The sequence below is a fragment of the Rhodococcus sp. S3 genome (assembly GCF_058211795.1).
The window spans coordinates 2,993,162-3,019,804 of sequence record NZ_CM177074.1; the positions used below are offsets into that span (position 1 = coordinate 2,993,162).

The 26,643-nt window shown below is 70.1% G+C and carries 26 protein-coding genes; 12 read left to right on the forward strand and 14 right to left on the reverse strand.

Annotated elements, in window-relative coordinates; translation table 11 throughout:
• Together AC0LPE_RS14005 and nadA are read right to left on the reverse strand one after the other, a co-directional pair.
• Positions 1-1,572 carry an L-aspartate oxidase gene (locus AC0LPE_RS14005; RefSeq protein WP_490604691.1) on the reverse strand — a complete coding sequence of 524 codons (1,572 nt, stop codon included), beginning with the start codon at positions 1,570-1,572 and terminating at the stop codon, positions 1-3.
• Positions 1,569-2,600, reverse strand: a complete 1,032-nt coding sequence (gene nadA, locus AC0LPE_RS14010; RefSeq protein WP_490604692.1) for a quinolinate synthase NadA — start codon at positions 2,598-2,600, stop codon at positions 1,569-1,571. Before nadA ends, AC0LPE_RS14005 begins: the two co-directional genes overlap by 4 nt.
• A gap of 82 nt (positions 2,601-2,682) precedes the next feature.
• On the opposite strand from nadA, the gene AC0LPE_RS14015 reads away from it, so the two are divergent.
• Positions 2,683-3,393: an NUDIX hydrolase gene (locus tag AC0LPE_RS14015; RefSeq protein WP_106199448.1), complete on the forward strand. Its 711-nt coding sequence runs from the start codon at positions 2,683-2,685 to the stop codon at positions 3,391-3,393.
• Positions 3,394-3,408: 15 nt separating this feature from the next.
• Here AC0LPE_RS14015 and AC0LPE_RS14020 read toward each other — a convergent pair whose 3' ends face one another.
• Together AC0LPE_RS14020 and AC0LPE_RS14025 are read right to left on the reverse strand one after the other, a co-directional pair.
• A complete protein-coding gene (locus AC0LPE_RS14020) occupies positions 3,409-3,549 on the reverse strand; it encodes a hypothetical protein (RefSeq protein ID WP_006554085.1) in 141 nt (46 codons plus the stop codon).
• A gap of 62 nt (positions 3,550-3,611) precedes the next feature.
• Positions 3,612-4,241 (reverse strand): TetR/AcrR family transcriptional regulator, encoded by a 630-nt coding sequence (locus tag AC0LPE_RS14025; RefSeq protein ID WP_490604693.1) that lies wholly within the window; start codon positions 4,239-4,241, stop codon positions 3,612-3,614.
• 110 nt (positions 4,242-4,351) lie between these two features.
• Between AC0LPE_RS14025 and AC0LPE_RS14030 the strand changes: the two genes are divergently transcribed.
• Genes AC0LPE_RS14030 through AC0LPE_RS14040 form a run of 3 tightly spaced genes read left to right on the forward strand, consistent with a single transcriptional unit; the run spans position 4,352 to position 6,524 of the window.
• Positions 4,352-5,248, forward strand: coding sequence for an SDR family NAD(P)-dependent oxidoreductase (locus tag AC0LPE_RS14030; protein ID WP_490604694.1), 897 nt, complete (start codon positions 4,352-4,354; stop codon positions 5,246-5,248).
• A gap of 45 nt (positions 5,249-5,293) precedes the next feature.
• On the forward strand, positions 5,294-5,941 hold the full coding sequence (locus AC0LPE_RS14035) for a maleylpyruvate isomerase family mycothiol-dependent enzyme (RefSeq protein WP_490604695.1): 648 nt from the start codon (positions 5,294-5,296) through the stop codon (positions 5,939-5,941).
• Between the two features lie 16 nt (positions 5,942-5,957).
• Positions 5,958-6,524, forward strand: coding sequence for a DUF488 domain-containing protein (locus AC0LPE_RS14040; RefSeq protein ID WP_145691165.1), 567 nt, complete (start codon positions 5,958-5,960; stop codon positions 6,522-6,524).
• Positions 6,525-6,554: 30 nt separating this feature from the next.
• Here AC0LPE_RS14040 and bsaP read toward each other — a convergent pair whose 3' ends face one another.
• Positions 6,555-6,755 carry a biotin synthase auxiliary protein BsaP gene (gene bsaP, locus AC0LPE_RS14045; RefSeq protein ID WP_423660069.1) on the reverse strand — a complete coding sequence of 67 codons (201 nt, stop codon included), beginning with the start codon at positions 6,753-6,755 and terminating at the stop codon, positions 6,555-6,557.
• Positions 6,755-7,768: a biotin synthase BioB gene (gene bioB / locus AC0LPE_RS14050; RefSeq protein WP_490604696.1), complete on the reverse strand. Its 1,014-nt coding sequence runs from the start codon at positions 7,766-7,768 to the stop codon at positions 6,755-6,757. Before bioB ends, bsaP begins: the two co-directional genes overlap by 1 nt.
• 161 nt (positions 7,769-7,929) lie before the next feature.
• Between bioB and AC0LPE_RS14055 the strand changes: the two genes are divergently transcribed.
• The 6 genes from AC0LPE_RS14055 (at position 7,930) to AC0LPE_RS14080 (ending at position 15,842) form a co-directional block, all read left to right on the forward strand.
• Positions 7,930-8,556 carry a TetR/AcrR family transcriptional regulator C-terminal domain-containing protein gene (locus tag AC0LPE_RS14055; protein WP_059380986.1) on the forward strand — a complete coding sequence of 209 codons (627 nt, stop codon included), beginning with the start codon at positions 7,930-7,932 and terminating at the stop codon, positions 8,554-8,556.
• A 42-nt stretch (positions 8,557-8,598) separates the two neighbouring features.
• Positions 8,599-9,888 (forward strand): SWIM zinc finger family protein, encoded by a 1,290-nt coding sequence (locus tag AC0LPE_RS14060; protein WP_106199442.1) that lies wholly within the window; start codon positions 8,599-8,601, stop codon positions 9,886-9,888.
• Positions 9,885-11,285: a DUF5691 domain-containing protein gene (locus AC0LPE_RS14065; protein WP_085468376.1), complete on the forward strand. Its 1,401-nt coding sequence runs from the start codon at positions 9,885-9,887 to the stop codon at positions 11,283-11,285. The genes AC0LPE_RS14060 and AC0LPE_RS14065 overlap by 4 nt, the downstream gene beginning before the upstream one ends.
• A 131-nt stretch (positions 11,286-11,416) precedes the next feature.
• Positions 11,417-12,490 (forward strand): ATP-binding protein, encoded by a 1,074-nt coding sequence (locus AC0LPE_RS14070; protein WP_026061628.1) that lies wholly within the window; start codon positions 11,417-11,419, stop codon positions 12,488-12,490.
• Positions 12,487-14,688 (forward strand): DUF5682 family protein, encoded by a 2,202-nt coding sequence (locus AC0LPE_RS14075; protein WP_490604697.1) that lies wholly within the window; start codon positions 12,487-12,489, stop codon positions 14,686-14,688. The genes AC0LPE_RS14070 and AC0LPE_RS14075 overlap by 4 nt, the downstream gene beginning before the upstream one ends.
• A complete protein-coding gene (locus AC0LPE_RS14080) occupies positions 14,685-15,842 on the forward strand; it encodes a VWA domain-containing protein (RefSeq protein WP_490604698.1) in 1,158 nt (385 codons plus the stop codon). Before AC0LPE_RS14075 ends, AC0LPE_RS14080 begins: the two co-directional genes overlap by 4 nt.
• Positions 15,843-15,878: 36 nt before the next feature.
• On the opposite strand, the gene AC0LPE_RS14085 is transcribed toward AC0LPE_RS14080, so the two are convergent.
• Positions 15,879-17,483 carry an MFS transporter gene (locus AC0LPE_RS14085; RefSeq protein ID WP_490606354.1) on the reverse strand — a complete coding sequence of 535 codons (1,605 nt, stop codon included), beginning with the start codon at positions 17,481-17,483 and terminating at the stop codon, positions 15,879-15,881.
• Positions 17,484-17,595: 112 nt separating this feature from the next.
• Here AC0LPE_RS14085 and AC0LPE_RS14090 point away from each other — a divergent pair, with 112 nt between their 5' ends.
• Positions 17,596-18,591: an iron-siderophore ABC transporter substrate-binding protein gene (locus tag AC0LPE_RS14090; protein WP_258260672.1), complete on the forward strand. Its 996-nt coding sequence runs from the start codon at positions 17,596-17,598 to the stop codon at positions 18,589-18,591.
• Positions 18,592-18,610: 19 nt separating this feature from the next.
• Here AC0LPE_RS14090 and AC0LPE_RS14095 read toward each other — a convergent pair whose 3' ends face one another.
• The 6 genes from AC0LPE_RS14095 to AC0LPE_RS14120 all read right to left on the reverse strand — a co-directional run bounded on the left by AC0LPE_RS14095 (position 18,611) and on the right by AC0LPE_RS14120 (position 24,395).
• Complete coding sequence (locus AC0LPE_RS14095; RefSeq protein ID WP_016694390.1) at positions 18,611-19,357, reverse strand: succinate dehydrogenase/fumarate reductase iron-sulfur subunit; 747 nt, start codon at positions 19,355-19,357, stop codon at positions 18,611-18,613.
• A 1-nt stretch (position 19,358) separates the two neighbouring features.
• Entirely contained in the window at positions 19,359-21,275 is a 1,917-nt protein-coding gene (locus AC0LPE_RS14100; RefSeq protein WP_423660079.1) for a fumarate reductase/succinate dehydrogenase flavoprotein subunit, read from the reverse strand.
• 45 nt (positions 21,276-21,320) lie between these two features.
• Complete coding sequence (gene sdhC / locus AC0LPE_RS14105) at positions 21,321-22,157, reverse strand: succinate dehydrogenase subunit SdhC (protein WP_490604699.1); 837 nt, start codon at positions 22,155-22,157, stop codon at positions 21,321-21,323.
• Entirely contained in the window at positions 22,154-22,441 is a 288-nt protein-coding gene (locus AC0LPE_RS14110; protein ID WP_016694393.1) for an Rv0250c family protein, read from the reverse strand. The genes sdhC and AC0LPE_RS14110 overlap by 4 nt, the downstream gene beginning before the upstream one ends.
• A gap of 104 nt (positions 22,442-22,545) precedes the next feature.
• Positions 22,546-23,259, reverse strand: coding sequence for a dethiobiotin synthase (gene bioD / locus AC0LPE_RS14115; RefSeq protein WP_490604700.1), 714 nt, complete (start codon positions 23,257-23,259; stop codon positions 22,546-22,548).
• Positions 23,256-24,395, reverse strand: a complete 1,140-nt coding sequence (locus AC0LPE_RS14120) for an 8-amino-7-oxononanoate synthase (RefSeq protein WP_490604701.1) — start codon at positions 24,393-24,395, stop codon at positions 23,256-23,258. Before AC0LPE_RS14120 ends, bioD begins: the two co-directional genes overlap by 4 nt.
• A 99-nt stretch (positions 24,396-24,494) precedes the next feature.
• On the opposite strand from AC0LPE_RS14120, the gene AC0LPE_RS14125 reads away from it, so the two are divergent.
• A complete protein-coding gene (locus AC0LPE_RS14125) occupies positions 24,495-25,283 on the forward strand; it encodes an alpha/beta fold hydrolase (protein WP_301845381.1) in 789 nt (262 codons plus the stop codon).
• A 9-nt stretch (positions 25,284-25,292) separates the two neighbouring features.
• Here the strand turns inward: AC0LPE_RS14125 and AC0LPE_RS14130 are convergent, their stop codons facing one another.
• Complete coding sequence (locus AC0LPE_RS14130; protein WP_301845383.1) at positions 25,293-26,582, reverse strand: adenosylmethionine--8-amino-7-oxononanoate transaminase; 1,290 nt, start codon at positions 26,580-26,582, stop codon at positions 25,293-25,295.
• Positions 26,583-26,643 lie beyond the last annotated feature (61 nt).

Consider the following 26,643-nt stretch of genomic DNA (forward strand, 5'->3'; position numbering starts at 1 on the left):
TCAGTTGACTCCTGTCAGTTCCGGGGTGGTGAAGGACAACTCGCCGTCGTCGTCGATGCGCAGTTCGAGGCTGCGTGCCTGCGTCGGGTCGGTGTCCGGACGGTCGCTGCGGGTGTGGCATCCCCGCGATTCGGTGCGGCGCTGCGCCGCGAGCAGCAGGGCCCGCGCGGTGACGGTGAGGGCCGAGTCCTCGAGTCGATCGGCGTCGGTACAGGTTGCAGCGACGCTCATCCTGTCGAGTTCGACTGCGGCAGCGGCCAGTCCGTCCGCGTCGCGCACGACCAGCGCGTGCCGGGTCATGAGCTGCTGCAGCACCGTCCGATCACAGACGGTCGAGGCGACGGCGGGAATGCCGTCCGTCCCGACACGCGTTCCGGCCCGTTCGATCGCCGCGGCCGTCCCCGCGCGCTCGCCGAGGACGAGCCCTTCGAGAAGACTGTTGGAGGCGAGCCGGTTCGCGCCGTGCAGGCCGGTACGTGCCACCTCACCTGCCGCGTACAGACCGGGGATGCGGGTGCGGCCGTGCACATCGGTGACGACACCGCCGCACGAATAGTGCGCGGCGGGAGCAACCGGCAGCAGATCACGGGCCGGATCGAGACCGGCGTCGGCACACATCGCCGTGATGGTCGGAAAACGCGTGGCGAAGCCGTCGAGGCGACGGGCGTCGAGGTACACGTGATCCTCACCGAGTGCAGTGAGTCGCTCGGCGATGGCCCGCGAGACGACGTCGCGGGGTGCGAGGTCGCCGAGCGGATGCACACCCTCGGTGATCGATCGGCCGCGGGAGTCGACCAGTCGTGCTCCCTCCCCGCGCACCGCTTCGCTGATGAGCGGCCGACGTCCGGTGCCGCCTTCCGCGAACAGCACGGTCGGGTGGAACTGGACGAATTCGAGGTCGGCGACACCGGCGCCGGCGGCCAGGGCCAGCGCGATGCCGTCGGCCGTGGCGCCGGGCGGATTCGTGCTGCACGCGTACAGCTGCCCGAGACCACCGGTCGCGAGCAACACGGCCGGGGTGTGGACGACGCCGAACCCGCGCTCGTCGAGGACGAGCAGTCCGGTGACGCCCCGCGCATCGGTGAGGATCCGGGCGGCAGCGGCGCCGAACAGGACGGGCAGACCCGCCGCGCCGAGGGCTCGCTGAACCTCGGCGCCGGTCGCGTCACCACCGGCGTGGATGATGCGGCGGGTACTGTGCCCACCCTCGCGGGTGCGGGCGATGTCGCCGTCTCCGGCGGTGTCGAAGACCGCGCCGAGATCGCGCAGGGCGGTGACGGCATCAGGGCCGGCGGTGACGATCGAGCGCACCGCGTCCTCGTCGCACAGTCCCCCGCCTGCGGCGAGGGTGTCGGCGACGTGGGCGTCGACGCTGTCGCCCACCGGCGCCACCACCGCGATACCGCCTTGCGCGTACTGGGTGGCCGTGTCGGTGGGACCGCCCTTGCTCACCGTGAGCACCCGCGCGCCGCGCCGGGAGGCCGCGCGCGCGGCCGTGAGACCGGCGACGCCACCCCCGACGACCACCAGGTCGGCGTGGTCCTCCCACGCGACCGTGACGGCGGTGGTCACTCGCCGCTGCCCGGGTTGCCGATGGCGATCATGCGCTGCACCGACAGGCGGGCCCGCTCGGCGACGTCGGCGGCGACGTGGACCTCGTCGCGTCCCTCCTGCAGGCAACGCAGCAGGGCGGCGGGGGTGATCATCTTCATGTAGGGGCACGACGCGCGGTCGTTGACCGCCTGGAAGTCGATGCCGGGCGCCGCCTTGCGGAGCTGGTGCAGCATGCCGACCTCGGTGGCGACGAGGACCTGCTTCGCGCCGGTCTCACGGGCGGCGTCGATCATGCCGCCGGTGGACAGGATCTTCACCTTGTCGTCGGGCACGAAGCCCTCGCCGGCGAGGTAGAGCGCCGAGGTGGCGCAGCCGCACTCGGGGTGGACGAACAGGTCGGCGTCGGGGTGTGCCGTGGCCTGCGCGGCGAGCTCGTCGCCGTTGATGCCGGCGTGCACGTGGCACTCCCCTGCCCAGATGTGGATGTTCTCGCGGCCGGTGACGCGCTTGACGTGGGCGCCGAGGAACTGGTCGGGCAGGAACAGCACCTCGCGGTCGGGGTCGATGGACGCGACGACGTCGACGGCGTTCGACGAGGTGCAGCAGATGTCGGTCAGGCCTTTGACCTCGGCGGTGGTGTTGACGTACGAGACCACCACGGCGTCGGGGTGGTCGGCCTTCCACTCGCGCAGCTGGTCTGCGGTGATCGAGTCGGCGAGCGAGCAGCCGGCGCGCTCGTCGGGGATGAGCACCGTCTTGTTCGGGCTGAGGATCTTCGCGGTCTCGGCCATGAAGTGCACGCCGCAGAAGACGATGGTGTCCTCCTCGGCTTCGGCGGCGATACGCGAGAGCGCGAGCGAGTCGCCGACGTGGTCGGCGACGTCCTGGATCGCGGGAAGCTGGTAGTTGTGCGCGAGCAGCGTGGCGTTGCGCTCACGGGCCAACCGGTGGACCTCCTCGGCCCACTCCGGCGTCGCCTCGACGCCCGTGTATCCGCCGGGGCCGTCGACGATGGTGGCGGCTCCCGCCCACTCGGTCGTGGTCATGGCCTAGCTCCTTCGAGGGTGTCATCCCGGCGGGTTCTACCGGAATTGCCGTATTCGAGGTTTTCGACTTAGGATCGAAAACATGCCACATGGTAACACCCGTCACGAAGTGCTCATCGCCGTGTTCCAGGTTCGCCGCTTCCCGGACGCCTCGGGAGCCCTCCGCGAGGAGCCCGAACTCGGGGTGCTGCTGTGGCAGCGGGCCCTCGATCCGCAGGTCGGCACGTGGTCGCTCCCCGGCGGCCAACTGCGCAACGACGAGGACCTCACGACGTCGGCAAGGCGGCAACTGGCGGAGAAGGTCGATGTCCGCAAGGTCGCGCACCTCGAACAGCTGTCGGTCTTCTCCGACCCGGATCGGGTGCCGGGACCGCGCACGATCGCGTCGACCTATCTCGGCCTGATCCCCCTCACCTCGGATCCCCAGCTGCCGTCCGATACGGCCTGGCATCCGGTCTCGGACCTTCCCGCGATGTCCTTCGACCACGGGGTGATGGTGGCGAACGCCCATGCGCGCCTTGCCGCGAAGCTGTCGTACACGAACATCGCGTTCGGCCTCGCGCCGGCGGAGTTCTCGATGTCGACGCTGCGCGACATCTATTGCGCTGCATTGGGTTACGAGGTGGATGCCACCAATCTCCAACGGGTGCTGGCGCGCCGGAACGTGCTCACCCGCACCGGCAACACCGCACCGTCCGGCAAAGCGGGAGGTCGCCCCCCGGCGCTCTACCGCTTCACCGATTCCCGGCTGCGCGTGACGGACGAATTCGCCGCCCTGCGACCGCCGGTGTGAACCTCCCGGAGGAGATCAGAAAGGCCGTCCCATGATGACCTCGAGCAACTGCAGCGGCATCGTCAGGAAGGCCGACCCGACGAACAGCGCCGAGCGCAGCGGGTCGCCCGCCAGATAACCCTCGCGGATCCATTCCAGAACATCGACCGAACCCATGCTGTCCCTCCCCTGATCGTCATGTGATTCCGACGTGTGTGTCGGACAGGAGGAGTCGTACGTTACAGACCGGCGGACGGGTCGCCCTCGGACGGACGCGTCAGGCCGGAGAGGACGGTCTCGACCAGAGTGCGGACGTAGTCGTCCGACGGGGGTTCGCCGGCGGTCGACCATTTCTGGGCGACAGGCGCGAACAACATGTCCACGGCGACATCGAGATCGAGGTCGTCCGGCAGTTGCCCCGCACTCTGCGCGGCGCGGAGCCTGGCCTTCTTCATCTCCCGCATCGGCGCGTCGAGGCGGTGTTCGTGTTCCGCTGCGAGCCCGGGGTCTTCGAGTACCGCCACGGTCAACGCGCGCAGCGGGACGGCGAACTTCGGATCACGCAGCTCCGCCACGGTGGCCTGCAGCACCGCAACGAGGTCCGCGCGGAGGTCGCCGGTGTCGGGCAGCGCGGCCTCGTCCCCGGCATCGCCCTGCGTGTGCGCCAGATACGCGTCGAGGAGGACGGCTCCTTTCGACGGCCACCAGCGATAGATCGTCTGCTTCCCCACGCCGGCCCGGGCGGCGATCGCCTCGATACCGAGTTTCGAGTAGCCGACCTCGGCGACCAGGTCGAAAGCGGCATCGAGGATCGCTTTCCGCGAGGCGGGGTTCCGCCGGGAGTTGCCGGGTCCGGGGCGTGCAGACATGGGACGACGATATCGCATCGAGACGAGACGTTGCGTCTTGACAGGCGGCGCCCGGAGGGTCATCCTCAGTTGAACGAGACGAACCGTCTCGTCTCACACAGGAGGTATGCATGCGAACCCAACCGACCGCGTCCCCCGCCACCCCCGGCGTCCGTCCTCGCACGTGGTTGATCACCGGCGCGAGCCGCGGTCTGGGCAGGGAGTTCGTCCGAGCGGCACTCTCGAGAGGTGACAACGTCGTAGCCGTCTCACGGTCGATCGGATCGGCCGATCTCCCCCGGGATCCGGAGCGTCTCCTCCGGCTCCCGGCCGACGTCACCGAACGCACAGCGGTGTTCGCCGCTTTCGACACCGCCCGAAAACATTTCGGAGGCATCGACATCGTCGTCGACAACGCGGGCACCATGGCCTACGGATTCGTCGAGGAGTTCACCGAGGAGCAGGCGCGCGCACAGTTCGAGACGAACTTCTTCGGGGCGATGTGGGTCAGCCAGGCCGCCATAGCGGCCTTCCGGAGCCGAGGACGCGGGCATCTCGTGCAGATCTCGAGCATCGGGGGCGTACTGAGCGGGCCCGGCACAGGGCTGTACAGCGCGAGCAAGTTCGCCCTCGAAGGACTCAGTGAAGCACTGGCCGCCGAGGCCGCGCATTTCGGCATCGACGTGACGATCGTCGAGCCGGGCGGCTACTGGACCGACCTCTACACCACCATGACGGTGAGCACTCCGCGATCGGACTACGACTCGCTGCGAGCCGAGATCGAGCAGCAGAGCGCGTCCACGAGCATCGACAGCCACCCCGCCCTGGCCGCGCGGGCACTCCTCGCGGTCGTCGATGCCGACCGACCGCCGCGACGCATCGTCCTGGGCAACGCGGTCCTGGATGCGGCCGTGGCCGCCACCCGGGAGAAGATCGACACCTGGCTCGAGTGGGAGTCGGTGAGCCGTGCCGCGGAAGATGCCGTACCGGCACCGGAATCCGTGGGTGGGGAGCGATCCGCGATCTAGAATGAGCGAATCGTGTGTCCGGCGGACCCCAGGACAGGTGATCCCATGAACGTCGACGACATCTGGAACACGATCGACGAGCAGCGCGCACGAACCGCCGACCTGCTGGAACAACTGACCGACGACGAGTGGCGCCGACCGTCGCTGTGCGACGGATGGACCGTGCGCGACGTCGCCGCGCACCTCACGTTGCAGCAGCTCACCGTGGTCGATTTCGTGCGGATGGTCGTGCGTCATCCCGGCGGGGTGAACACGATCATCCGTGAGTCCTCTCGCGACCGTGCCCGGCGACCGACGCAGGAGTTGATCGCCGGCCTCCGGGGGATGATCGGTTCCCGGCGGCACAACGTGGGCATCACCCCGCTCGAGGCCATGATCGATCTGCTCGTCCACGGCCAGGACATCGCGGTGCCGCTGCAGCGCGACCTGCCGATGCCACCGGATGCCACAGCGGCGGGCGCCACTCGGATGTGGTCCACCCGCGGCACCGGGAAGGCCCGGGTCTTCGCCGACGTCCCGCTCGACGGATTCCGTTTCACCGCAACCGATGTCGATTGGTCCGCCGGTTCCGGACCCGAGGTGCGGGGACCGATCTCCGCGATCCTGCTGCTGCTCGCGGGCCGTCGTGCGGGGTTGTCCCGATTGGAGGGCGACGGAGCGGAGGAACTACGCCGGCGGGTGGCGCACGCGTGATGGGACGATGGGGGCCATGAGCGCCGATTCCCGTGTCCTGTGGACCATCGGCCACTGGACGTGTCCGCAGTCCGTCCTGCTCGACACCCTGACCTCGGCCGACATCGAACTCGTCGTCGACGTGCGGAAGATGCCCGGTTCGCGCCGCAGCCCGCAGTTCGACGCCGACGAGATGCCGTCCTGGCTCGACAGCGCCGGGATCGGCTACCTGCACCTCACCGAACTGGGCGGCAGGCGGCCGAAGCAGAAGGACATCGATCCGACCGTCAACGCCGGCTGGAAGAACGCAAGCTTCAAGAACTACGCCGACTACACACTCACCGACGACTTCGAGGCCGGACTGGAGCGCCTCACCGACCTGGCCGAGCATCAGCACGTCGCCATCATGTGCGGCGAGCCGATGCCGTGGCGCTGTCACCGGCTGTTGATCGCGAACACCCTCGCCGCACGGGGATGGACCGTCGTGCATCTCGTCAACAACGCGAAGCCGCGACAACACGAACTGGGACAGTGGGGCGCGACACCGTCGGTGGATTCCGACGGCGTCGTGACCTATCCGGGCGATCCCGACGACGATGGGTGAAACCCCTCGGCCGTCGAATCGGGTCGGCGCTCAGCGCCGTTCGCTCAGCGCCGAGTCTACGGTCCCGTGACGCGAGCACCGCGCCCACCACCCGTCCGGCGCGATCTGGACGATCATCCGCCGACCGCACTGCGCGCAGAACCGTGGCGGTTCGAGTCCGAGTTGCACTGCTGCGGAAGGGGTTCGGACCGTCCCGTCGACGATCGCTTCGCCGGTGAACGGGTCGAACATCAGATCGTCTCGCCGAGGGCCTTGATCGGCATCTTCAGTTCGCCGAGCAGATCGAGATCGGTCTCCGCGGGCCGGCCGAGCGTGGTGAGGTAGTTGCCGACGATGACGGCGTTGATCCCGCCGAGGATCCCCTTCTGCGCGCCGAGGTCGCCGAGCGTGATCTCGCGGCCGCCGGCGAACCGGAGGATGGTGCGCGGCAACGCCAATCGGAAAGCCGCCACTGCCTTGAGCGCCTCGGTGGCAGGCAGCACCTCGAGGTCGCCGAAAGGGGTGCCGGGGCGCGGGTTGAGGAAGTTCAGCGGCACCTCGTCGGGTTCGAGCGCCGCGAGGTCGGCTGCGAATTCGGCTCGCTGCTCGATGGTTTCACCCATCCCGAGGATGCCACCGCAGCACACCTCCATACCTGCCTCGCGCACCATGCGCAGCGTCTCGAAGCGTTCCTCCCAGGTGTGGGTGGTGACGACGTTCGGGAAGTGCGAGCGCGCGGTCTCGAGGTTGTGGTTGTAGCGGTGCACGCCCATCGCGACGAGCCGGTCGACCTGGTCCCGGGTGAGCATGCCGAGCGAGCACGCGATCTGGATGTCGACCTCGTTGCGGATGGCCTCGATACCGGCCGCGACCTGCGCGAGGAGGCGTTCATCGGGTCCGCGTACGGCCGCGACGATGCAGAACTCGGTGGCTCCGGTCTTGGCGGTCTGCTTCGCGGCCTCGACGAGCGACGGAATGTCGAGCCGGGCGGCTCGCACCGGAGAGGCGAACAGGCCGGACTGTGAGCAGAAGTGGCAGTCCTCGGGGCAGCCGCCGGTCTTGAGGCTGATGATCCCCTCGACCTCCACCTCCGGTCCGCACCACGTCATGCGCACGTCGTGGGCGACCGCCAGCAGGTCGTCGATGCGGTCGTCCGGCAGTTGCAGGACCTCGAGGGTCTGGTCGCGGTCGAAGCCGATTCCGCGACCGAGCACCTGGTCGCGAGCGATTTCGAGGATGTCGGTGCGGGCGGGCGCCTGGGTCACTGCCGTCTCCTGGGGTGGCGAGAACTTGAACATCGTTCAATTGAACAGCGTTCAGGTTAGGGCGAAGCGTCCGATAGTGTCAAAGGCACGAATCCTTCGGTTCGGATCCCCGGCGGCGCGGTACCGCCGCGGGCAGCAGGAGAAGCGGGAGCGAAGAAGCAGTGCAGTTGCGACGCGGCGACGTCCTCGACGGCGCCATGGCGATCCTCGACGAGTACGGGCTCGGCGACCTGACGATGCGCAAGCTCGCGTCGTCGCTCGGCGTCCAGCCCGGTGCGTTGTACTGGCACTTCCCGAACAAGCAGACCCTGCTCGGCGCCATGGCGGACCGCATCCTCGACGGTGTCGACGAGCCGCCCGCGAGCGATGCCTGGGACGACGCCCTCTCCGAGCTGGCGCACCGTTTCCGCGCCGCGCTGCTCGCCCATCGCGACGGCGCCGAACTCGTCGCCTCGAGCTACGCCTCCCGGCTGACCACTTCCCGGGCGCGCGACGCCTTCGTGGCCACCGCCGAACGCGCGGGTCTGTCCCGGGCGTACGCCGAACTGACCGGCTACGCGCTGCTGCACTACGTGCTCGGCCACACCGTCGACGAGCAGTCCCGCGCGCAGCTCGAGGAACTCGGCGCGCTCACCCGCGCACCGCTGTCCCCCGATGTCGCGACCGAACAGCCGACCGAGACCGACGACGAACTGCTCGACGGCGATCCCGCCGTCCGGTTCGAGTTCGGCCTGCGGTTGTTCGTCGACGGCATCCGCGCACGTCTGGAGACCCGTGCGACATCCTGACCCCGCCGTTCCTGTCGGACCCGTCTCCTACCTTCGACGCTCGTGACCGCCCCCTGGACCCTCCAGCAGATCAACGCCGTCGCACCCGATCCGTCCTCGCTGACGGCTGCGCGCGGCGTCGCCTCCGCATGGCTCGAGACCGGTCACGACACCACCGCCCTGTGGGGACTGTGCCGCGGACGCGGCACCACGCCGTATCGCACGGCGATCCACCCGAGCGCTCCCGCCTACACGTGCACGTGCCCGAGCCGGAAGCTGCCCTGCAAGCACGCCCTGTCGCTGCTCGTGCGCTGGTCCGAGGGCGCCGTACCCACGGGGCAGGCACCCGACTTCGTCACCGGATGGCTCGCCGCCCGCGCCGCGTCCACCGCACCGCCCGCCCCGGCGGACGAGCCGGTCAAGGCACCCGATCCGGCGACCGCCCAGCGCCGCGCCGAGCGGGTCGCGGCAGGACTCGACGACCTCGACCGCTGGCTGACCGACCGCATCCGGCACGGCCTCGGGGCGGTGGATCACGGCTACGACACCTACGAGGCGATCGCTGCCCGCATGGTGGATGCCCAGGCTCCCGGCGTGGCGTCGGCACTGCGCGCCCTGGCCGCCGTCGTGAACGACGAAACCGATTGGCCCGCCAGGCTGCTCGAAGAGTATGCGCGCCTGCACCTCATGGCCGTGGCGTACCGGCAGCGCGACGAACTGCCGAGGCCGCTCCTGCGTTCGCTGCAGACCCATCTCGGTTTCGGCACCCGCAGCGAGGAGGTCCGCGCCGAACCGGCCGTGCGCGACCGCTGGCAGGTCCTCGCCGTCCGCGTCACCGAGGAGAGCCGGATGTTCACCCGCAAGACGTGGTTGCGGGGACGGTCGAGCGGACGCTGGGCGATCCTGCTCGACTTCGCACACGGCACAGCACGTTTCGCCGCGCCGCTCCCCTTCCCCGGGTCGCTCGTCGATGCCGATCTGCACTTCTACCCCGGTGCGGCCCCACTACGGGCGGTGCTCGGCCGGCAGCACGGGGAGACGGAGCCGTTCACAACCCTGCCCGCCACCGGACTCGACGCCGCACTGGACGAGTACGCCCGCATGCGCGGAGCAGATCCGTGGTTGCGCACCTGGCCCGTCCTGCTCGACGCGGTCACTCCCACCGACAGTGAAGACGGATGGTACGTCGTCGACCCGTCCGGACGGGCACTGCCGCTCACCGGAGACGACGACAGCCGCTGGCGGCTGCACGCTGTCGCAGGGGGCCGTCCCGTGACGGTCTGCGGCGACTGGGACGGAACCGCTCTCGCCCCGGTCTCCCTGTTCACCGGAGGACAGGTGATGACCTGGTGAGCACACTGCCCGAATCGCTGACGACCGCAGCACTTCTCGGAACGGCACGCTCCGCTCCGGAGTTCGGCGCGCTGCACACGGCCGGTGCCGCGGGCGAACTCGCCGGAGACCCCGCCGCGACACTGCTCGCCGCTGCCGCCCTGGAGGCGACCTTCCTCACCGCCGCGACCGTGCCGGTGGTCCGCGAACGGCCGTCGCCGGCCCCGGACGACGACCGTCCCGTCCTTCCCGGCGCGGCTGCCGAACGCCTGCGCGCGCTGCTCGCCGTCCGCTCCCCGCTGCTCGACGAATGGTTCGAGGTGGCGGCCCGGTTCCGCGCGTCGCACGACATCGTGGTCGACCTGTTGATCGTCGCGACCACCGACTCGGTGCACCGCGACCGGCTGATCGCTCTCACCGGCGCCCGCGGACGCTGGGTAGCCGCGCGCCACCCGGAATGGGCCGATCTGCTGCCACCCGACCCGCTCGACGACACGCCCTGGCACGTCGGTCCGCCCGCCCGGCGACGCCGATGGTTCGAGGTGCTCCGCGCGCACGATCCGGCCGCGGCGACAGCCACGCTCGCGGCGTCATGGGGTGCGCAGACCGCCGCCCAGCGGGCCGAACTCGTCGCCCTGCTCGCGGTCGGTCTCGGTCCGCACGACGAAGACCTGCTCGAGCGCGCCCTCGACGACCGTAGCCGCAAGGTTCGCGCCGTCGCGCTCGACCTTCTTCCCCGCCTCCACGACTCCGCGTTCGCGCGACGCATGGCCGAACGAGTGCGGCAATGGCTGCTCGTCGACGGCTCGACCGTCACCCTCGCCGTCCCCGAACGGCCGGACGAGAGCGCACTCCGCGACGGTCTCTCCGACGGTCCGGCCCGCGATCTGCTGGTGGCGGCAGTCGCGGCCGCTCCGCTGTCGGTGTGGCGCGAGCACGCCGGAGACGGGGTGCTGCCGGAGTTCGACGTCGACGACGCCATCCGCACGGCACTGACGGACGCGTGGGGCCGCGCGGCGGTCCGGCAACGCGACAGCGGATGGGCCGCGGCGTTGCTGCGACGCGACGGCACCGTCGACACGTCGGTCGCCCGGGTCGTACCTCGCGACATCCTGCTCGCGCACCTGCGCGAGACGTCGCCGCCCGCGGTTCTCGACGACGCGTTGCTCGCCGCGCTCCCGGCGCCGTGGCCGCGAGATGTCGCCGAGAAGGTGCTCACCGCGCTGTACACGAAGCTGACGACCACCCGCGTGGTGCGCGACGTGCTGACGTTGCTCGCCCACCGGGCACCGTTCGAGCTGGCCGATCTGCTGGCCGACGCCGCGAACCGCACCGACGATCTCGGTCGCCTGCACCTGTTCGCGAGCGCAGCCGACACCCTGACCCTCCGCAAGACGATCCACGAGGAGCTGAGTTGACCGACTTCGAGTCGACCCCCGCAGTTGTCGGCACCGACGAAGCTGCGGCGTCCGATACCGGCACGTCCGATACCGACGCGCCCGAGGCCGACGCGCCCGACACCACCGAATCCGGCGTATCCGGCACCGACCTGCTGCGTCCGCACGCCGAGCAGCAGTACGCGGATGAACTCGCAGCACTCGCGCGACTCGACGACCGGCCGCGCCCGCCGTCGTGGCAGCTGTCGCCGTGGGCCGTGGTGACCTACCTGCTCGGCGGCGAACTGTCCGACGGCACCGTCATCACCCCGAAGTACGTCGGCCCACGCCGGTTGATGGAGGTCGCCGTCGCGACCCTGGCGACCGACCGGGCACTGCTGCTGCTCGGGGTGCCGGGCACCGCGAAGACCTGGGTGTCGGAGCATCTCGCCGCCGCGATCAGCGGTTCGTCGACGCGGCTCGTGCAGGGAACGGCAGGCACGACCGAGGAGTCGGTGCGCTACGGCTGGAACTACGCGCGGCTGCTCGCCGAAGGGCCGAGCGCCGCCGCGCTGGTCGCCTCCCCGGTCATGACCGCGATGCGTGACGGTGCCGTGGCGCGTATCGAGGAACTCACCCGCATCCCCGCCGACGTGCAGGACGCGCTGATCACCATCCTGTCGGAGAAGACGCTTCCCGTCCCCGAACTCGGCATCGAGGTGCAGGCGACGAAGGGGTTCAACGTCATCGCCACCGCCAACGACCGCGACCGCGGGGTCAACGACCTGTCGTCCGCGCTGCGTCGACGGTTCAACACCGTCGTGTTGCCGTTGCCGGCGAGCGAGGAGGACGAGGTCTCGATCGTCACCCGCCGCGTCGAACAACTCGGCGCCGCACTCGAACTGCCCGCCGTGCCCGCCGCCGCGGAGGAGATCCGCCGCGTCGTCACGGTCTTCCGGGAGTTGCGCAGCGGTGTCACCACCGACGGCCGGACCAAGCTGAAGTCCCCGTCGGGCACCCTGTCCACCGCCGAGGCGATCTCGGTGGTCACTGGTGGCCTGGCGCTGTCGGCGCACTTCGGTGACGGGGTGTTGCGGCCCGCCGACGTCGCGGCCGGGATCCTCGGTTCGGTGGTCAAGGACCCCGTCTCCGATCGCGTGGTCTGGAACGAATATCTCGAGGCCGTCGTCCGGGAACGCGGCGACTGGACCGACTTCTACCGGGCGTGCCGGGAGATCACCGGGTGACCGACGCTCTCTTCGACCGCGCGGATGCGCCCGCGGAGATCCGGGTCTTCGGGATCCGGCACCACGGGCCGGGTTCGGCGCGCGCGGTCCTGCAGGCACTCGCAGAGTTCGAACCCGACACCGTGCTCATCGAGGGGCCGTCGGACGCCGAGCCGGTGCTTGCGCTCGCCGCGGCCGACGACATGGTTCCGCCGGTCGCACTGCTGGCGTACGCCCGCGACGAACCGGCGCGGGCGGCGTTCTGGCCGTTCGCGGCCTTCTCGCCCGAGTGGCAGGCGTTGCGCTGGGCCTACCTGCACGACGCCGACGTGCGGTTCTGCGACCTTCCGGCGGCGATGTCGCTCGCCGCCGAACGCGAGGTCGGCGACCGCGCGACCGACGACCTGCTCGGCATGCTCGCCCGCGCCGGCGGCTACGCCGACTTCGAGCAGTGGTGGGACGCGGTGGTCGAGCACGGCACCGCACAGGCCTTCGACGAGATCACCGACGCGATGCGGGCGCTGCGCGAGGATGTCGGGATCGACGACCACACCGCGCGACGCGAGGCGCACATGCGGCAGGTGCTGCGCGCGACGGTCAAGGCCGGGGCCCGCGCGATCGCCGTGGTGTGCGGGGCGATGCACGCGCCCGCGCTGACCGGCCGGCTCGGACCGGCCGCGCCCGACGCGCGCCTGCTCAAGGGCATGCCCAAGGTCAAGACCACCCTCACGTGGGTGCCGTGGAGCCACTCCCGGTTGTCGCTGTCGTCGGGCTACGGCGCCGGCATCACCTCACCCGGCTGGTACCACCACCTGTTCACACAGCCTGCGGACACGACCGCACGCTGGTTCACCCGCGTGGCCCGTGTCCTGCGCGAGGAGGATCTGCCCGTCTCGAGCGCCCACGTCATCGAGGCGACGCGCCTGGCCGACACGCTCGCGGCGCTGCGCGGTCGCGCGGTGGCCGGACTCGACGAGGTCGTCGAGGCGACCCGATCGGTGCTGTGCGACGGAGACGACGTCCTGCTCGACCTCGTCACGCGGCGGCTCGTCGTCGGCGAGGCCCTCGGTTCGGTCTCCGAGGACACCCCCACCGTCCCGCTCGACACCGACCTGCAGCGCAATGCGAAGTCGTTGCGTCTCAAGCGGTCCGCCGAAGCGAAGAACCTCGATCTGGACCTGCGCCGCGAGATCGACGTCGCGCGGTCGCGACTGCTGCACCGCCTGGCGCTGCTCGGGATCGACTGGGGCACGCCCACCGAAAGCGAGGTGCGCTCGACCGGCACCTTCCGCGAGACCTGGACGCTGCGGTGGGAACCCGAATTGTCGGTGGCGATCGTCGAGGCGTCGCGGTGGGGCACGACCGTGGAATCCGCAGCGGGCGCCACAGTGGCCGACCGTGCCGCACGTTCCGGGATCGCGCTCGCCGACCTCACCGAACTCCTCGAACGGGCGCTGCTCGCCGACCTGCGGACCACGATCCCGTCGCTGGTGACGGCGATCGACGCGGCCGCCGCACTCGATCACGATGTGCTGCACCTGATGAGCGCACTGCCGACCCTCGTGCGCACCGTCCGGTACGGCGATGTGCGGGGCACCGATCTGTCCTCCCTGGACCACGTCTGCGACGCCCTGCTCGCGCGGGTGTGCGCCGGTCTCCCGGCGGCGGTCACCGGTCTCGACCACGACGCCGCCGATGCGCTGCGCACCGCTATCGACGACGTGCACCTCGCTCTCGCGCTGCGCGCGGATCCGAGCGCGACCGGCCGATGGCTCGACACGCTGACATCGGTGAGCGAGCGCGACGACGTCGACGGTCTGCTCGTCGGGCGCACCACCCGGATGCTGCGCGACACCGGCCGACTCGGCGAACACGACGCGGCCGTGCGGGTCGCGCGGGCGTTGTCGGTGGGGTCACCCGCGCCCGCGAAGGCACGCTGGATCGACGGGTTCCTCGGCGGGGGTGGGCTCCTGCTCGTCCACGACAGCGCACTGTTCGATCTCGTCGACGAATGGATCAGCGGTCTCACCGACGACGATTTCGTCGACGTCCTGCCCGTCCTGCGGCGCACCTTCGGGTCGTTCGCGTTCGGTGAGCGACGCCTGCTCGGGCAGACGGTGCGCGGCGAACGCACCCGCCGCGCGGAGACACCGCCCGCTGTGGACCGCGGCCGGATCGCCCTGACCGCCACCGCGTCGATCCTGGGAGTGTCGGCATGACAACCGAACCCGGAGACACCGAACGCCTGCGCCGCTGGCGGCTGGCACTCGGCGAGGCCGCCGAGGACTCCACGGGCTCGCTGTCCTCGGCCGACGACAGCGCGATGGACGCCGCGCTCGCCGCGCTGTACGACACCGCGCCCGGCGACGGCACCGCACCGCGCACGGCAGGTCTCGGCGCGTCCGCGCCCCGGGTGGCGCGCTGGCTCGGCGACATCCGCACCTACTTCCCGACATCCGTCGTCCAGGTGATGCAACGCGACGCAGTGGATCGGCTCGGGTTGACCCGGCTGCTCCTCGAACCCGAGATGCTCGAGGCCGTCGAACCGGACGTGCACCTGGTGGGCACGTTGCTGAGCCTGAACCGTGTGATGCCGGAGACCACCAAGGCGACGGCACGGACGGTCGTCGAGAAGGTCGTGCGCGAGATCGAGGCTCGCATCGCGCAGCACACCCGCGCCGCCGTCACAGGCGCGCTCGACCGGTCGTCGCGGACGTCGAACCCGAAGCTGCGCGACATCGACTGGGACCGCACGATCCGCGCGAACCTGGCCCACTACCTGCCGGAGCATCGCACCGTGGTGCCCGAGAAACTGGTGGGTTACGGGCGCCGGTCGCAGGCGGTGAAACGCGACGTGGTGCTCGCGGTGGACCAGTCCGGGTCGATGGCGTCGAGCGTGGTCTACGCGTCGGTGTTCGCGGCGGTCCTGGCGTCGATGCGGGCGCTGCGCACCTCGCTGGTCGTATTCGACACCGCGGTGGTGGACCTGACCGACAAGCTCGCCGACCCCGTGGACGTGCTGTTCGGCACCCAGCTCGGCGGCGGCACCGACATCAATCGGGCGATCGCCTACAGCAGGTCGCTGATCACGCGCCCGGCCGATTCGCTGTTCGTGCTCATCTCGGATCTGTACGAGGGCGGCATCCGCGCCGAGATGCTCTCGCGCATCCGGGAGATGCTCGCCGCGGGGGTGCAGGTCGTGGTGCTGCTCGCGTTGTCCGACGACGGGGCACCGTCCTTCGACCGCGACAACGCGGCGGCACTCGCCGAACTCGGAGTTCCCGCCTTCGCGTGCACGCCCGACCGATTCCCGGAACTGCTCGCCGTCGCGCTCGAGCGGGGTGACGTCGGACGCTGGTCGCACTCAGTCTGACCGCCGGACCGACCCGGACGGCGTGAGGATCCGGGTTCAGTGGGCCGGTTTTTCGGACGAGTCGACCGCCGCGTCACCGTCCTCCTCGGCGTACCGCTCGAGCAGCGCGATCTCGGCCGTGCGTGAGGGGAACGCGAAGGCCACCAACGCTGCTCCGACCAGCACGATCGCGATCGCGGCCGTGTAGGCGCGGGTGTCGCCGTCGAGGAAGGCCGACCGGGCCGCCTCGATGATCTGCGGCGCGTACTGCGGATAGTGCCCGGCGATCCCGACGGCTCCCGCGAACGACTTCTCCAGTGCGGTCTCGGTCTGCTCGTCGACGGCCGTGGCCTGAGGACTCGCCGCGATCGTCGCGGCGAGGGAGGCCGAGTATCCGGCCGTGAGCAGCGCTCCGAGGATCGACTGGACGATCGCGCCGCCGAGATCGCGTTGCAGATCGGCGGTGCCGGAGGCCATTCCGGCGCGGGAGACCGGCACCGATCCCGTGAGCGAATGCGAGGCCGGGGTACCGGCGAGACCGACACCGGCGCCGAGGCACATGTATCCGAGGGCGATCACCCAGTAGTGCGCGTCCTCGTCCCACAGCATCAGTGCGACGACGAGTCCGGCCACGATCGCGACGTAACCCGACAGCAGGGTGAAGCGGGAGCCGCGCGACCCGACGAGTTTCGCCGACTGCGGTGCCACCAGCACCATCACGAATGCGGCGGGCAGCGCCGCCGATCCTGCCGCGAGCGTCGAGTAGCCGAGCACGTTCTGCAGGTACTGCTGGCTGATGTACATCGTGCCCATGAGGGTGCCGAACACGATGATGCCCGCGACGGCCGCGACCCAGAACACGCGACGCCGGGCGACCCGCAGGTCGAACAGGGGATTCGCCGCGCGCAGCTGCCGCATCACGAAGAGGATCACCGCGACGAGAGCGATGACGAGGGCGGACACCGCGATGGTCTTCATCCCGTCGACGGGCACGAAGTTGATGCCCAGGACGAGCGAACCGACGAGCACCACCGAGACGAGGCCGCCGAGATGATCGACCGGGTCGGTCGACTCGTTGACGTGGCTCGGCACGAACATCCAGGTCAGGGCGAGCGCGATCAGCGCGAGCGGGATCGTCACCAGGAAGACCGATCCCCAGAAGAACTGTTCGAGCAACATGCCGGCGACGAGCGGGCCGAGCGCGGTCAGGCCGCCACCGATCGACGACCACAACGCGATGGCGCGCGTGCGCGCCGCGCCCGACCACAGGGCGGTGATCAGGGCCAGGGTGGTGGGGAACGCCAGACCGGCGGAGACGCCGCCGAGCACCCGGGCGGCGAAGAGCACGTCGGTGTTCGGCGCGAATCCGGCGACCGCGGAGGCGGGAACCGACAAGACCATGCCGAGCAGCAGCATCGTCTTGCGTCCGTAGCGGTCGCCGACGGCCCCGAGGTAGAGCACCGACGCGGCGAGACCGACGGAATAAGCGACGGCGACGAGGTTGAGCTGGGTCTGGCTCGCGTCGAACGCCTTCCCGATGTCGGGCAGTGCCACGTTCGCGACGGCGAGGTTCAGGTTCGCCACGGCGGCGACGAGGATCAAGGAGGCGAGCACCAGGTTCGCCCGTGCCGGCCGACCGTCGTCAGGTGGGGTCACGGACACATACTGCGCGCTCGAACAGCCGTCCTGCGCGGTTTCCGGCGGGTTTTCACCTTCGGTCACCCCACCGGGTTAGGATCGCCTCACTTGTTGTTCGACAGACTCGAGGCCCGTCATGACACGCCGATCCGCTGCGTTGCTCCGTTCCGCCGCTCTGTTCACGGCCACCGCGATCGCGCTGACCGCGTGCGGATCCTCCGACACGGAGTCCGACTCCGGTTCGGCTCCGTCGGACGGTGCCTTCCCCGTCACCGTCGACACGAAGTTCGGGGAGGTCACCATCGAGTCCGCCCCCGAACGCGTCGCGGCTCTGGGCTGGGGCGACGCCGAAACCGCACTGGCGCTCGGTGTTCAGCCGGTGGCGGCGAGCGACTGGCTCGCCTTCGGCGGCGACGGTGTGGGGCCGTGGGCGCAGGGGTTGTACGACTCGCCGCCGGAGCTCATCGGCACGATCGAGCCGTCCTTCGAGCTGCTCGCGGCGCAGGAGCCCGATCTGATCCTCGACACCAAGAGTTCCGGTGAGCAGGCCCGCTACGAGACTCTGTCGGGGATCGCCCCGACCGTCGGCGGCCCGGAAGGCAGCGACGCCTATCTCACCTCGCTCGACGACCAGGTGACCTCGGTGGCAACGGCGCTCGGTGTCCCGGACAAGGGTGCCGAGTTGCTGTCGCAGATCGATGCGGATTTCGAGCAGGCCGCCGCCGACAATCCCGAGTTCGCGGGCAAGACCGTCACCGTCGCCTCCTACACGTCGGAGGGGTGGGGCGCCTACGTCGTCGGCGACTCGCGCGTCGACTTCATGACCGAGCTCGGCTTCGTGAACAATCCGCAGGTGCAGGCCGCGGCGACGGACGATTTCTTCATCACCGTCTCCGACGAGAACCTGGACATGCTCGACTCCGACCTGCTGATCGTGCTGCCGATCTACGTGCCGGCCGCCGAGGTGACCGACAATCCGGTCTTCCAGCAGATCCCGGCGGTGCGCGACGGCCGGTTCCTCGTGCTCGACAGCGATTCCGACATCTCCGCGGCGTTCTCGACGAACTCGGTGCTGTCGGTGCCGTTCGCGCTCGACGAGCTGGTTCCGCTGGTCGCCGAACGCGTGAACTGAGCCGGTTCCTGCGTTCGGTTCAGCGCCGGAACAGCTTGTTGCCGAGCCAGACGATCGGATCGTAGCGACGGCCGGCGACGCGTTCCTTCATCGGGATCAGCGCGTTGTCGGTGATGTGGATGTTCTCCGGGCACACCTCGGTGCAGCACTTGGTGATGTTGCACATGCCCAGGCCGTGCTCGTCCTGCGCGACGTCGCGCCGGTCGGCGACGTCGAGCGGGTGCATCTCGAGTTCCGCGATGCGCATGAGATAGCGGGGACCGGCGAAGGCCTCCTTGTTCTCCTCGTGGTCGCGCACCACGTGGCAGACGTTCTGGCACAGATAGCATTCGATGCACTTGCGGAACTCCTGGGAGCGCTGCACGTCGACCTGTTGCATCCGGTACTCCCCCGGCGCCAGATCCGGAGGCGGCGCGAAGGCCGGTATCTCGCGTGCCTTGCGGTAGTTGAACGAGACATCGGTGACGAGATCTCGGATGATCGGGAAGGTGCGCATCGGGGTCACGGTGATCGTCGCGTCGGGATCGAACAGCGACATGCGGGTCATGCACGTCAGGCGCGGGCGACCGTCGACCTCCGCCGAACACGATCCGCACTTGCCCGCCTTGCAGTTCCAGCGCACGGCGAGATCCGGTGCCTGGGTGGCCTGCAGGCGGTGCAGGATGTCGAGGACGACCTCCCCTTCGTTGACCTCGACGGTGTAGTCCCGCAGTTCCCCGCCGTCGGCGTCGCCCCGCCAGATCCTGAACGCCGCCTGGTATCCCATCTCAACCCCTCCGTCCGGGATGGTCCGCGAGTTCCTCGTCGGTGTAGTACTTCCCGAGTTCGTCGATGTCGAACAGCTCCAGCAGGTCGCGGCGCATCGGTTGCTGCCGTTCGGCGGTGACCGTCACGTCGGGGACGAACGGGTCGCCGCCGTCCAGGCGACAGGCGAGCAGAGTGCGACGCCATTCGGGGTCCATCGACGGGTGGTCGTCGCGGGTATGTCCCCCGCGGCTCTCGGTGCGCTGCAACGCGGCCCGTGCGACGCACTCGCACACGAGGAGCATGTTCCGCAGGTCCAGGGCGAGATGCCAGCCCGGGTTGAACTGGCGGTGGCCCTCCACCGCGACGTTGCGGATCCGTGTGCGCAGGGTGTCGAGTTCGCGCAGGGCGCGTTCGATCTCGTCCGCGCGCCGGATGATGCCCACGAGATCCTGCATGACCTGTTGCAGGTCGGTGTGCAGGGTGTAGGGGTTCTCGGCGCGATCGGCGTCGGCCGGATCGAAGGGCGAGAGCGCCGCGCGGGCGGCGGCGTCGATGTCGGCGTCGCCGACGGTCGGCCGCGACGTGAGTCCCTGCACGTAGTCGGCGGCGCCGAGACCTGCCCGGCGACCGAAGACCAGCAGATCGGACAGCGAATTCCCGCCCAGCCGGTTCGATCCGTGCATGCCACCGGAACATTCCCCGGCGGCGAACAGCCCCGGGACTGCCGCAGCGGCGGTGTCGGGGTCGACCTCGATGCCGCCCATCACGTAGTGGCAGGTCGGGCCGACCTCCATGGCCTCGGCGGTGATGTCGACGTCGGCGAGTTCCTTGAACTGGTGGTGCATCGACGGCAGGCGGCGCATGATCTCGTCGGCCGGCATCCGCGAGGCGATGTCGAGGAAGACTCCGCCGTGCGGGGTGCCCCGGCCGTCCTTGACCTCGGAGTTGATGGCGCGGGCGACCTCGTCGCGTGGGAGCAGGTCGGGGGTGCGGCGATTGTTCTCCTGGTCCTCGTACCAGCGGTCGGCCTCCTCCTCGGTCTCCGCGTACTGGCCTTTGAACACCGGCGGGATGTAGGAGAACATGAACCGCTCCCCCTCGGAGTTCTTCAGCACTCCGCCGTCGCCGCGCACACCCTCGGTGACGAGGATGCCCTTCACGCTCGGCGGCCAGATCATCCCCGTCGGGTGGAACTGGACGAACTCCATGTTGATGAGGGTGGCGCCGGCGCGCAGGGCGAGGGCGTGCCCGTCGCCCGTGTACTCCCACGAGTTCGACGTGACTTTCCACGACTTGCCGATACCACCGGTGGCGATGACGACCGCGGGCGCCTCGAACAACACGAATCGTCCGGTCTCGCGCCAGTATCCGAACGCGCCGGCGATGCGTCCCTCCGCGTCCTTCAGCAGTTCGGTGATGGTGCATTCGGCGAAGACCCGCACCCGGGCCTCGTAGTCGCCGTGCTCGGCGTGGTCCTCCTGCTGCAGTGACACGATCTTCTGCTGCATCGTGCGGATGAGTTCGAGTCCGGTGCGATCGCCGACGTGCGCGAGTCGCGGATAGGTGTGACCGCCGAAGTTGCGCTGGCTGATCCGGCCGTCGGGGGTGCGGTCGAACAGCGCCCCGTAGGTCTCCAGCTCCCACACGCGGTCGGGGGCCTCGCGGGCGTGCAGTTCGGCCATCCGCCAGTTGTTGAGGAACTTGCCGCCGCGCATCGTGTCCTGGAAGTGCACCTGCCAGGAGTCGCGGGGGTTGGCGTTGCCCATCGCGGCGGCGCATCCGCCCTCGGCCATCACGGTGTGGGCCTTGCCGAACAGCGACTTGCACACCACGGCAACGGAGAAGCCGCGCTGCCGCGCCTCGATCACCGCGCGCAGCCCGGCGCCGCCTGCTCCGATCACGACGACGTCGACCTTGTGCCGTTCGACATCCACCATCCGTGTTCCCCCTCCTCCGGTGCGGCCGGTGTCGTGCCGTGCGCGTCAGCCGATGAACCGCAGATCGGCGATGGTGTCGCTCGCCACGAGCATGATGTAGAAGTCCGTGAGGATCAGAGTCCCCAGCGTGATCCACGCGAACTGCATGTGCCTGGTGTTGAGTTTCGAGACGAACGTCCAGATCCGGTAGCGCACGGGGTGTTTCGAGAAGTGCCGCAGCCGCCCGCCGGTGACGTGCCGGCACGAGTGGCACGACAGCGTGTAACCCCAGAGCAGCACGACGTTGATGAGCAGGATCAGGTTGCCGAGTCCGATGCCGAATCCGCTCGGGCTGTGGAAGGACAGGATGACGTCGTAGGTGTTGATCAGCGACACCACGAAACCGGCGTAGAAGAAGTAGCGGTGCGAGTTCTGCAGGATCAGCGGGAACCGCGTCTCGCCGGTGTAGTGCCGGTGCGGTTCGGCGACCGCGCACGCCGGCGGCGACAACCAGAACGATCGGTAGTAGGCCTTGCGGTAGTAATAGCAGGTCAGCCGGAAGCCGAGGAGGAACGGCAGCGACAGGAAGGCGAGCGGGATCCACATCGGGAGTTCGCCGACCCACGTGCCGAAATGGCGGGCGCCGTCCACGCAGGACGCGCTCACGCACGGCGAGTAGAACGGCGTCAGGTAGTGGTAGTCCTCGACGTAGTAGGCGCTGCGCACGAACGAGCGGATCGTCGCGTACACCACGAACACACCGAGACCGAGCACGGTGAGTGCGGGTGACTGCCACCAGCGGTCGGTCCGCAGCGTCCGCGCGGTGATCCGCGCGCGACCCTCGGAGCGGACGCCGGTGGCCGGCGTGCCGCGAGCCGCCGGCGTCGCCTCGGAGGTGCTCACCGCGAGCCGTGCAGCCCGCCGAGACCTTCGTCGTCCGTATCCGTTCCGCGGAACAACGAGTCGTCGTACGGCGTATCGGGAATCGGGATGCGTTCACCGAGACTGTTGACGACCTCGCGCGGAGGATGTTCGGCGAAGTCGCGTATGTCGATGTCGAGACGTTCGACGTCGTTCGACAGCCTCTTCACCGGGGCTGCGTCCCCGTAGCGCGATCGTAGGGATCCGAGGCATTGGCGCAGGTGGGCGGCGGTGCGCTGAAGCTCCTGCAATTCGCTGATGGACATCCGTACCTCCGGGCCGAGCGGTCGACATGTCCCTTCCGTAGCGGGTATCGGCATGTCGCGCCGGCCGACACGATGGGAACAGGCCAGTTGCAGTGTGGCATCCATCACAGCACAGCGGAAGATCCGCCCGCACGCCGTATCGTCGGGAGCGGCAGATCCGACCACCGGGAGGCACGGGCGGCGAAGACACGGGCGTCGAGTGCGGCGCTGCCGGCCGGGATCCGGCCCACGACGGGGACGCCGGTGACGTCGGGGAGGTCGTCGAGATTGCACTGCTCCGCCAGATCCGGTGCGGCAGGCCAGGATCCGATGATCACTCCCGGGCACTCGACTCCTGCCGAGCGGAGCGCGGCCACGGTGAGTGCGGTGTGGTTGAGTGTGCCCAGTCCCGCGGCGGCGACGATCACCGCCGGCGCTCCGAGCGCGGCCGCGACGTCCGCAACGGTGAAGCCGCCCGCGCCGAGCCGGACGAGCACGCCTCCCGCTCCTTCGACCAGGGTGAGGTCGTGCTCGACGTCGAGCCTCCGGACGGTGCCGACGATCTCGTCGAGAGTGAGCAGCGGGCGTCCGCTGCGCCGCGCGGCGGTGTCGGGCGCGAGGGGATCGGGGTACCGCGCGAGTTCGACGAGCCGGACGCGATCGCCGGCGAGTCGCCCGATCTCCTGCAGGTCGCCGGGCCCGTCGTCCGTCACGCCCGTCTGGGCGGGTTTGCACACCGCGACCCGCAGTCCCGAGGCCACGGCGTTCGCGGCGAGTGCCGCGGTCGCGACGGTCTTGCCCACATCGGTCGACGTGCCGGTGACGACGAGAACGCTCACGCCCGGGCTCCCGCGAGGACGTCGGTGAGCACCTCGTCGACGAGGGCGCGTTCGTCGTCGGTGAGGTTCGCGCGGGCCGTCAGGCGCAGCCGCGAGGTGCCGGCCGGCACCGAGGGCGGCCGGAAGCATCCGACGTGCACCCCGCGGTCGCGACACCGCGCCGCGGCGTCGGCGGCGACGTGCGGGTCGCCGAGGATCACCGACACCACGGCGGACGGTGGCGCCTCGACACCCGTGACCCGGGCGAGATGCGCGGCCTGCTCGAGCACGGCCGCCGCGCGGGCGGGTTCGGCGCGCAGCACCTTCAGCGCGCCCCGGGCGGCACCGACGGCGGCCGGGGCGAGTCCGGTGTCGAAGATGAAGGTGCGGGCGGTGTCCACGAGATGTTCCCGCACACGCCTGTCGGCGAGGACGGCTCCGCCCTGGGAGGCAAGGGATTTCGACAGCGTCGCGGTGACGACCACATCGGGCTCGCCGGCGAGGCCCGTTTCGTGGACGAGTCCGCGGCCCCCCGCGCCGCGGACCCCCACTCCGTGGGCCTCGTCGACGAGGAGCAACGCGCCGTGCGCTCGGCAGACGCGATGCAGTTCCCGCAGCGGCGCGAGGTCGCCGTCGGTGCTGAACACCGAGTCGGTCAGGACGAGCGCGCGGGCCTCGGTGCGGGTCGCGAGGGCGTGCGCGACCGCGTCGACGTCGTTGTGGGGCGTGACGACGATCCTCGAGCGGGACAGCCGGCACGCGTCGACGAGCGAGGCGTGGCCGCCGGCGTCCGAGACGATCAGTGCGTCCCTACCGCCGAGGGCGGCGACGGCACCGAGGTTCGCGGCATATCCGCTCGAGAACACCAGGCCGCTGTCGGCCCCGACGAAGTCGGCGAGTTCGCGTTCGAGGAGTTCGTGTTCGGCGGTGGTGCCGGTGACCAGACGCGATCCGGTGGCACCGGCCCCCCATCGCCGCAGGGCGGCGGTGGCTCCCGCGAGGACCTCGGGATGGCGGGTCAGACCGAGATAGTCGTTGGAGGCGAGGTCGACGACGGTCGAGCCGGGGGTCCGGACGACGGGGTCGCGGTGCAGACCCGCTGCGCGTCGTGCCGCCGCGGTGTCGTCGAGCCACGCCAGGGCGGGATGTGCGGTCATGAGCGGTGACCATACTTGAACACCGTTCAAGTCGCTACGTCGGTGGGTTCGGGTCGTAGGCTCGGGCGGTCCGGCACACCCCGACGAAAGGCTGGTGACGTGGTCGTCCACATCGAGTCCCGGGACGGAACGACGATCGGATTCCGCAGGCTCGGGCAGGGCCCGGGTCTCGTCGTCGTGCACGGCAGCATCGCGACCGGGGACGAATGGTCGCGCGTGGCCTCCGCCCTGGCGGACCGCTTCACGGTCCACCTCGTGGACCGGCGCGGGCGCGGCCTCAGCGGCGACGCCGACGCGTACTCGATCGACACCGAGATCGCCGACATCGCCGCGGTCCTCGACGCCGCCGGACCGGACGCTTCGCTCGTCGGGCATTCCTACGGCGCACTGTGCGCCCTCGCAGCCGTCACCTCGGGAGTCCACGTGCCCGGACTGGTCCTCTACGAACCGCCGGTGCCGGTCGCCGGGCCGCTCGCCGGAGCGGCCCTGGAACCGTATGCGGCGGCGGTGGACGCCGGCGACCTCGACCGCGCGCTCACCATCGCCATGACCGACATCCTCCGCGTCCCCGCAGCAGGGGTCGATCGGCTGCGCGGCACCCCGATCTGGTCCCGGATGGCGGAGCTGGCACCCACCTGGGTGCGCGAACTGCGCGTCATCGACGGTCACGGGCCGGATGTCGCGAGGTACGCCTCCGTCACGACCCCGACCCTGTTCCTGCAGGGCTCGCGGACCGCGCAGCACCACGTCGTGGCCACCGAGGCCCTGCGGGCCGTCATGCCCGACACCCGGTTGGTCGAGTTCTCGGGGCACGAGCACTTCGCGCACGTCACCACCCCCACGGCGGTGGCCGACGCGATCGCGGAGTTCCTCACCGCGGTCCGCTGACCGCGGCGGTCACCGGGCGTTCGCGCCGACGGCGGCGATCATCCCCGAGGTGATCGCCGCGAGATCGTCGGCCGCACAGACGTAGGGCGGCATCGTGTAGACGAGATTGCGGAACGGCCGCAGCCACACCCCGGCCGCCACAGCGGCGTCGGTGGTCGCGCGCATGTCCACCGGATCGGTGAGTTCGATCACGCCGATGCCTCCGAGGACGCGGACGTCCGCGACCCCCGGCAACCCGCGTGCGGAGGCGAGCCCCTCGGTCAGGCCGGCGTTCACCGCCGCCACCTCGGCACGCCAGTCGCGGGAGAGCAGCAGTTCGACCGCCGCGACGGCGACGGCGCACGCGAGCGGGTTGCCCATGAAGGTCGGACCGTGCATCACGCCACCGCCCTCCCCCGCGCTGATCGCCTCGGCGACGGCCCGCGTGCACAGTGTCGCGGCGAGGGTCATGTATCCGCCGGTGAGTGCCTTGCCCACGCACATCACGTCCGGGCTCACCTGTGCATGGTCGGCGGCGAAGAGTTCGCCGGTGCGCCCGAAACCGGTCGCGATCTCGTCGAAGATCAGCACCAGTCCGTGCTCGTCGCACATCCTGCGCAGCTCGCGCAGATACCGCGGGTCGTGGAAGCGCATGCCGCCGGCACCCTGGACGACCGGCTCGACGACGATCGCGGCGAGCTCGTCGACGTGCTCGAGCAGAACCGCCTCGAACTGCGCGACGTAGCCGGGATCGAAGTGAGCCGGTGGGGCGGGGGCGAAGACCTGCCGTGCGAGCATGTCGGTCCACAGTGCATGCATGCCGCCTTCCGGGTCGCACACGCTCATCGGGGCGAAGGTGTCGCCGTGGTAGCCGCCGCGCCAGGTGAGCAGGCGACGCCGTCCCGGTCTGCCGACGGCACGCTGGTACTGCACCGCCATCTTCACGGCCACCTCCACCGACACCGAACCCGAGTCGGCGAGGAAGACCGTGTCGAGACCGTCGGGGGTGATGTCGACGAGCAGTTCCGCGAGCCGTGCGGCGGGCTCGTGGGTGAGACCGCCGAACATCACGTGGCTCATGCGGTCGAGCTGATCGCGGACGGCGGCGTCGAGGACCGGATGCCCGTATCCGTGCACCGCGGCCCACCACGAACTCATGCCGTCGACCAGCTCACGACCGTCGGCGAGGACGATCCGGGTACCGTGGGCACGGTCGACCACCAACGATTCGGTGGTCGCCGGAAACGCGCCGTAGGGGTGCCAGAGGTGCCGAGCGTCGAGGGTGCGGATCCGCTCGACCGGGAGAGGAGAGTTGCCCACGCCCAGACTGTAGGCGGTTGGAAGTCGCCGCCCGCAGCCGCGTAGTCTGCCCGAGTTGCCG

Coding starts and splice junctions, on each gene's coding strand:
- nadA (WP_490604692.1), bottom strand. CDS start 2,600: ATGACCACGACCGAGTGGGCGGGAGCCGCCACCATCGTCGACGGCCCC.
- AC0LPE_RS14015 (WP_106199448.1), top strand. CDS start 2,683: ATGCCACATGGTAACACCCGTCACGAAGTGCTCATCGCCGTGTTCCAG.
- AC0LPE_RS14020 (WP_006554085.1), bottom strand. CDS start 3,549: ATGGGTTCGGTCGATGTTCTGGAATGGATCCGCGAGGGTTATCTGGCG.
- AC0LPE_RS14025 (WP_490604693.1), bottom strand. CDS start 4,241: ATGTCTGCACGCCCCGGACCCGGCAACTCCCGGCGGAACCCCGCCTCG.
- AC0LPE_RS14030 (WP_490604694.1), top strand. CDS start 4,352: ATGCGAACCCAACCGACCGCGTCCCCCGCCACCCCCGGCGTCCGTCCT.
- AC0LPE_RS14035 (WP_490604695.1), top strand. CDS start 5,294: ATGAACGTCGACGACATCTGGAACACGATCGACGAGCAGCGCGCACGA.
- AC0LPE_RS14040 (WP_145691165.1), top strand. CDS start 5,958: ATGAGCGCCGATTCCCGTGTCCTGTGGACCATCGGCCACTGGACGTGT.
- bsaP (WP_423660069.1), bottom strand. CDS start 6,755: ATGTTCGACCCGTTCACCGGCGAAGCGATCGTCGACGGGACGGTCCGA.
- AC0LPE_RS14080 (WP_490604698.1), top strand. CDS start 14,685: ATGACAACCGAACCCGGAGACACCGAACGCCTGCGCCGCTGGCGGCTG.
- AC0LPE_RS14090 (WP_258260672.1), top strand. CDS start 17,596: ATGACACGCCGATCCGCTGCGTTGCTCCGTTCCGCCGCTCTGTTCACG.
- AC0LPE_RS14095 (WP_016694390.1), bottom strand. CDS start 19,357: ATGGGATACCAGGCGGCGTTCAGGATCTGGCGGGGCGACGCCGACGGC.
- AC0LPE_RS14100 (WP_423660079.1), bottom strand. CDS start 21,275: ATGGTGGATGTCGAACGGCACAAGGTCGACGTCGTCGTGATCGGAGCA.
- AC0LPE_RS14110 (WP_016694393.1), bottom strand. CDS start 22,441: ATGTCCATCAGCGAATTGCAGGAGCTTCAGCGCACCGCCGCCCACCTG.
- AC0LPE_RS14120 (WP_490604701.1), bottom strand. CDS start 24,395: ATGACCGCACATCCCGCCCTGGCGTGGCTCGACGACACCGCGGCGGCA.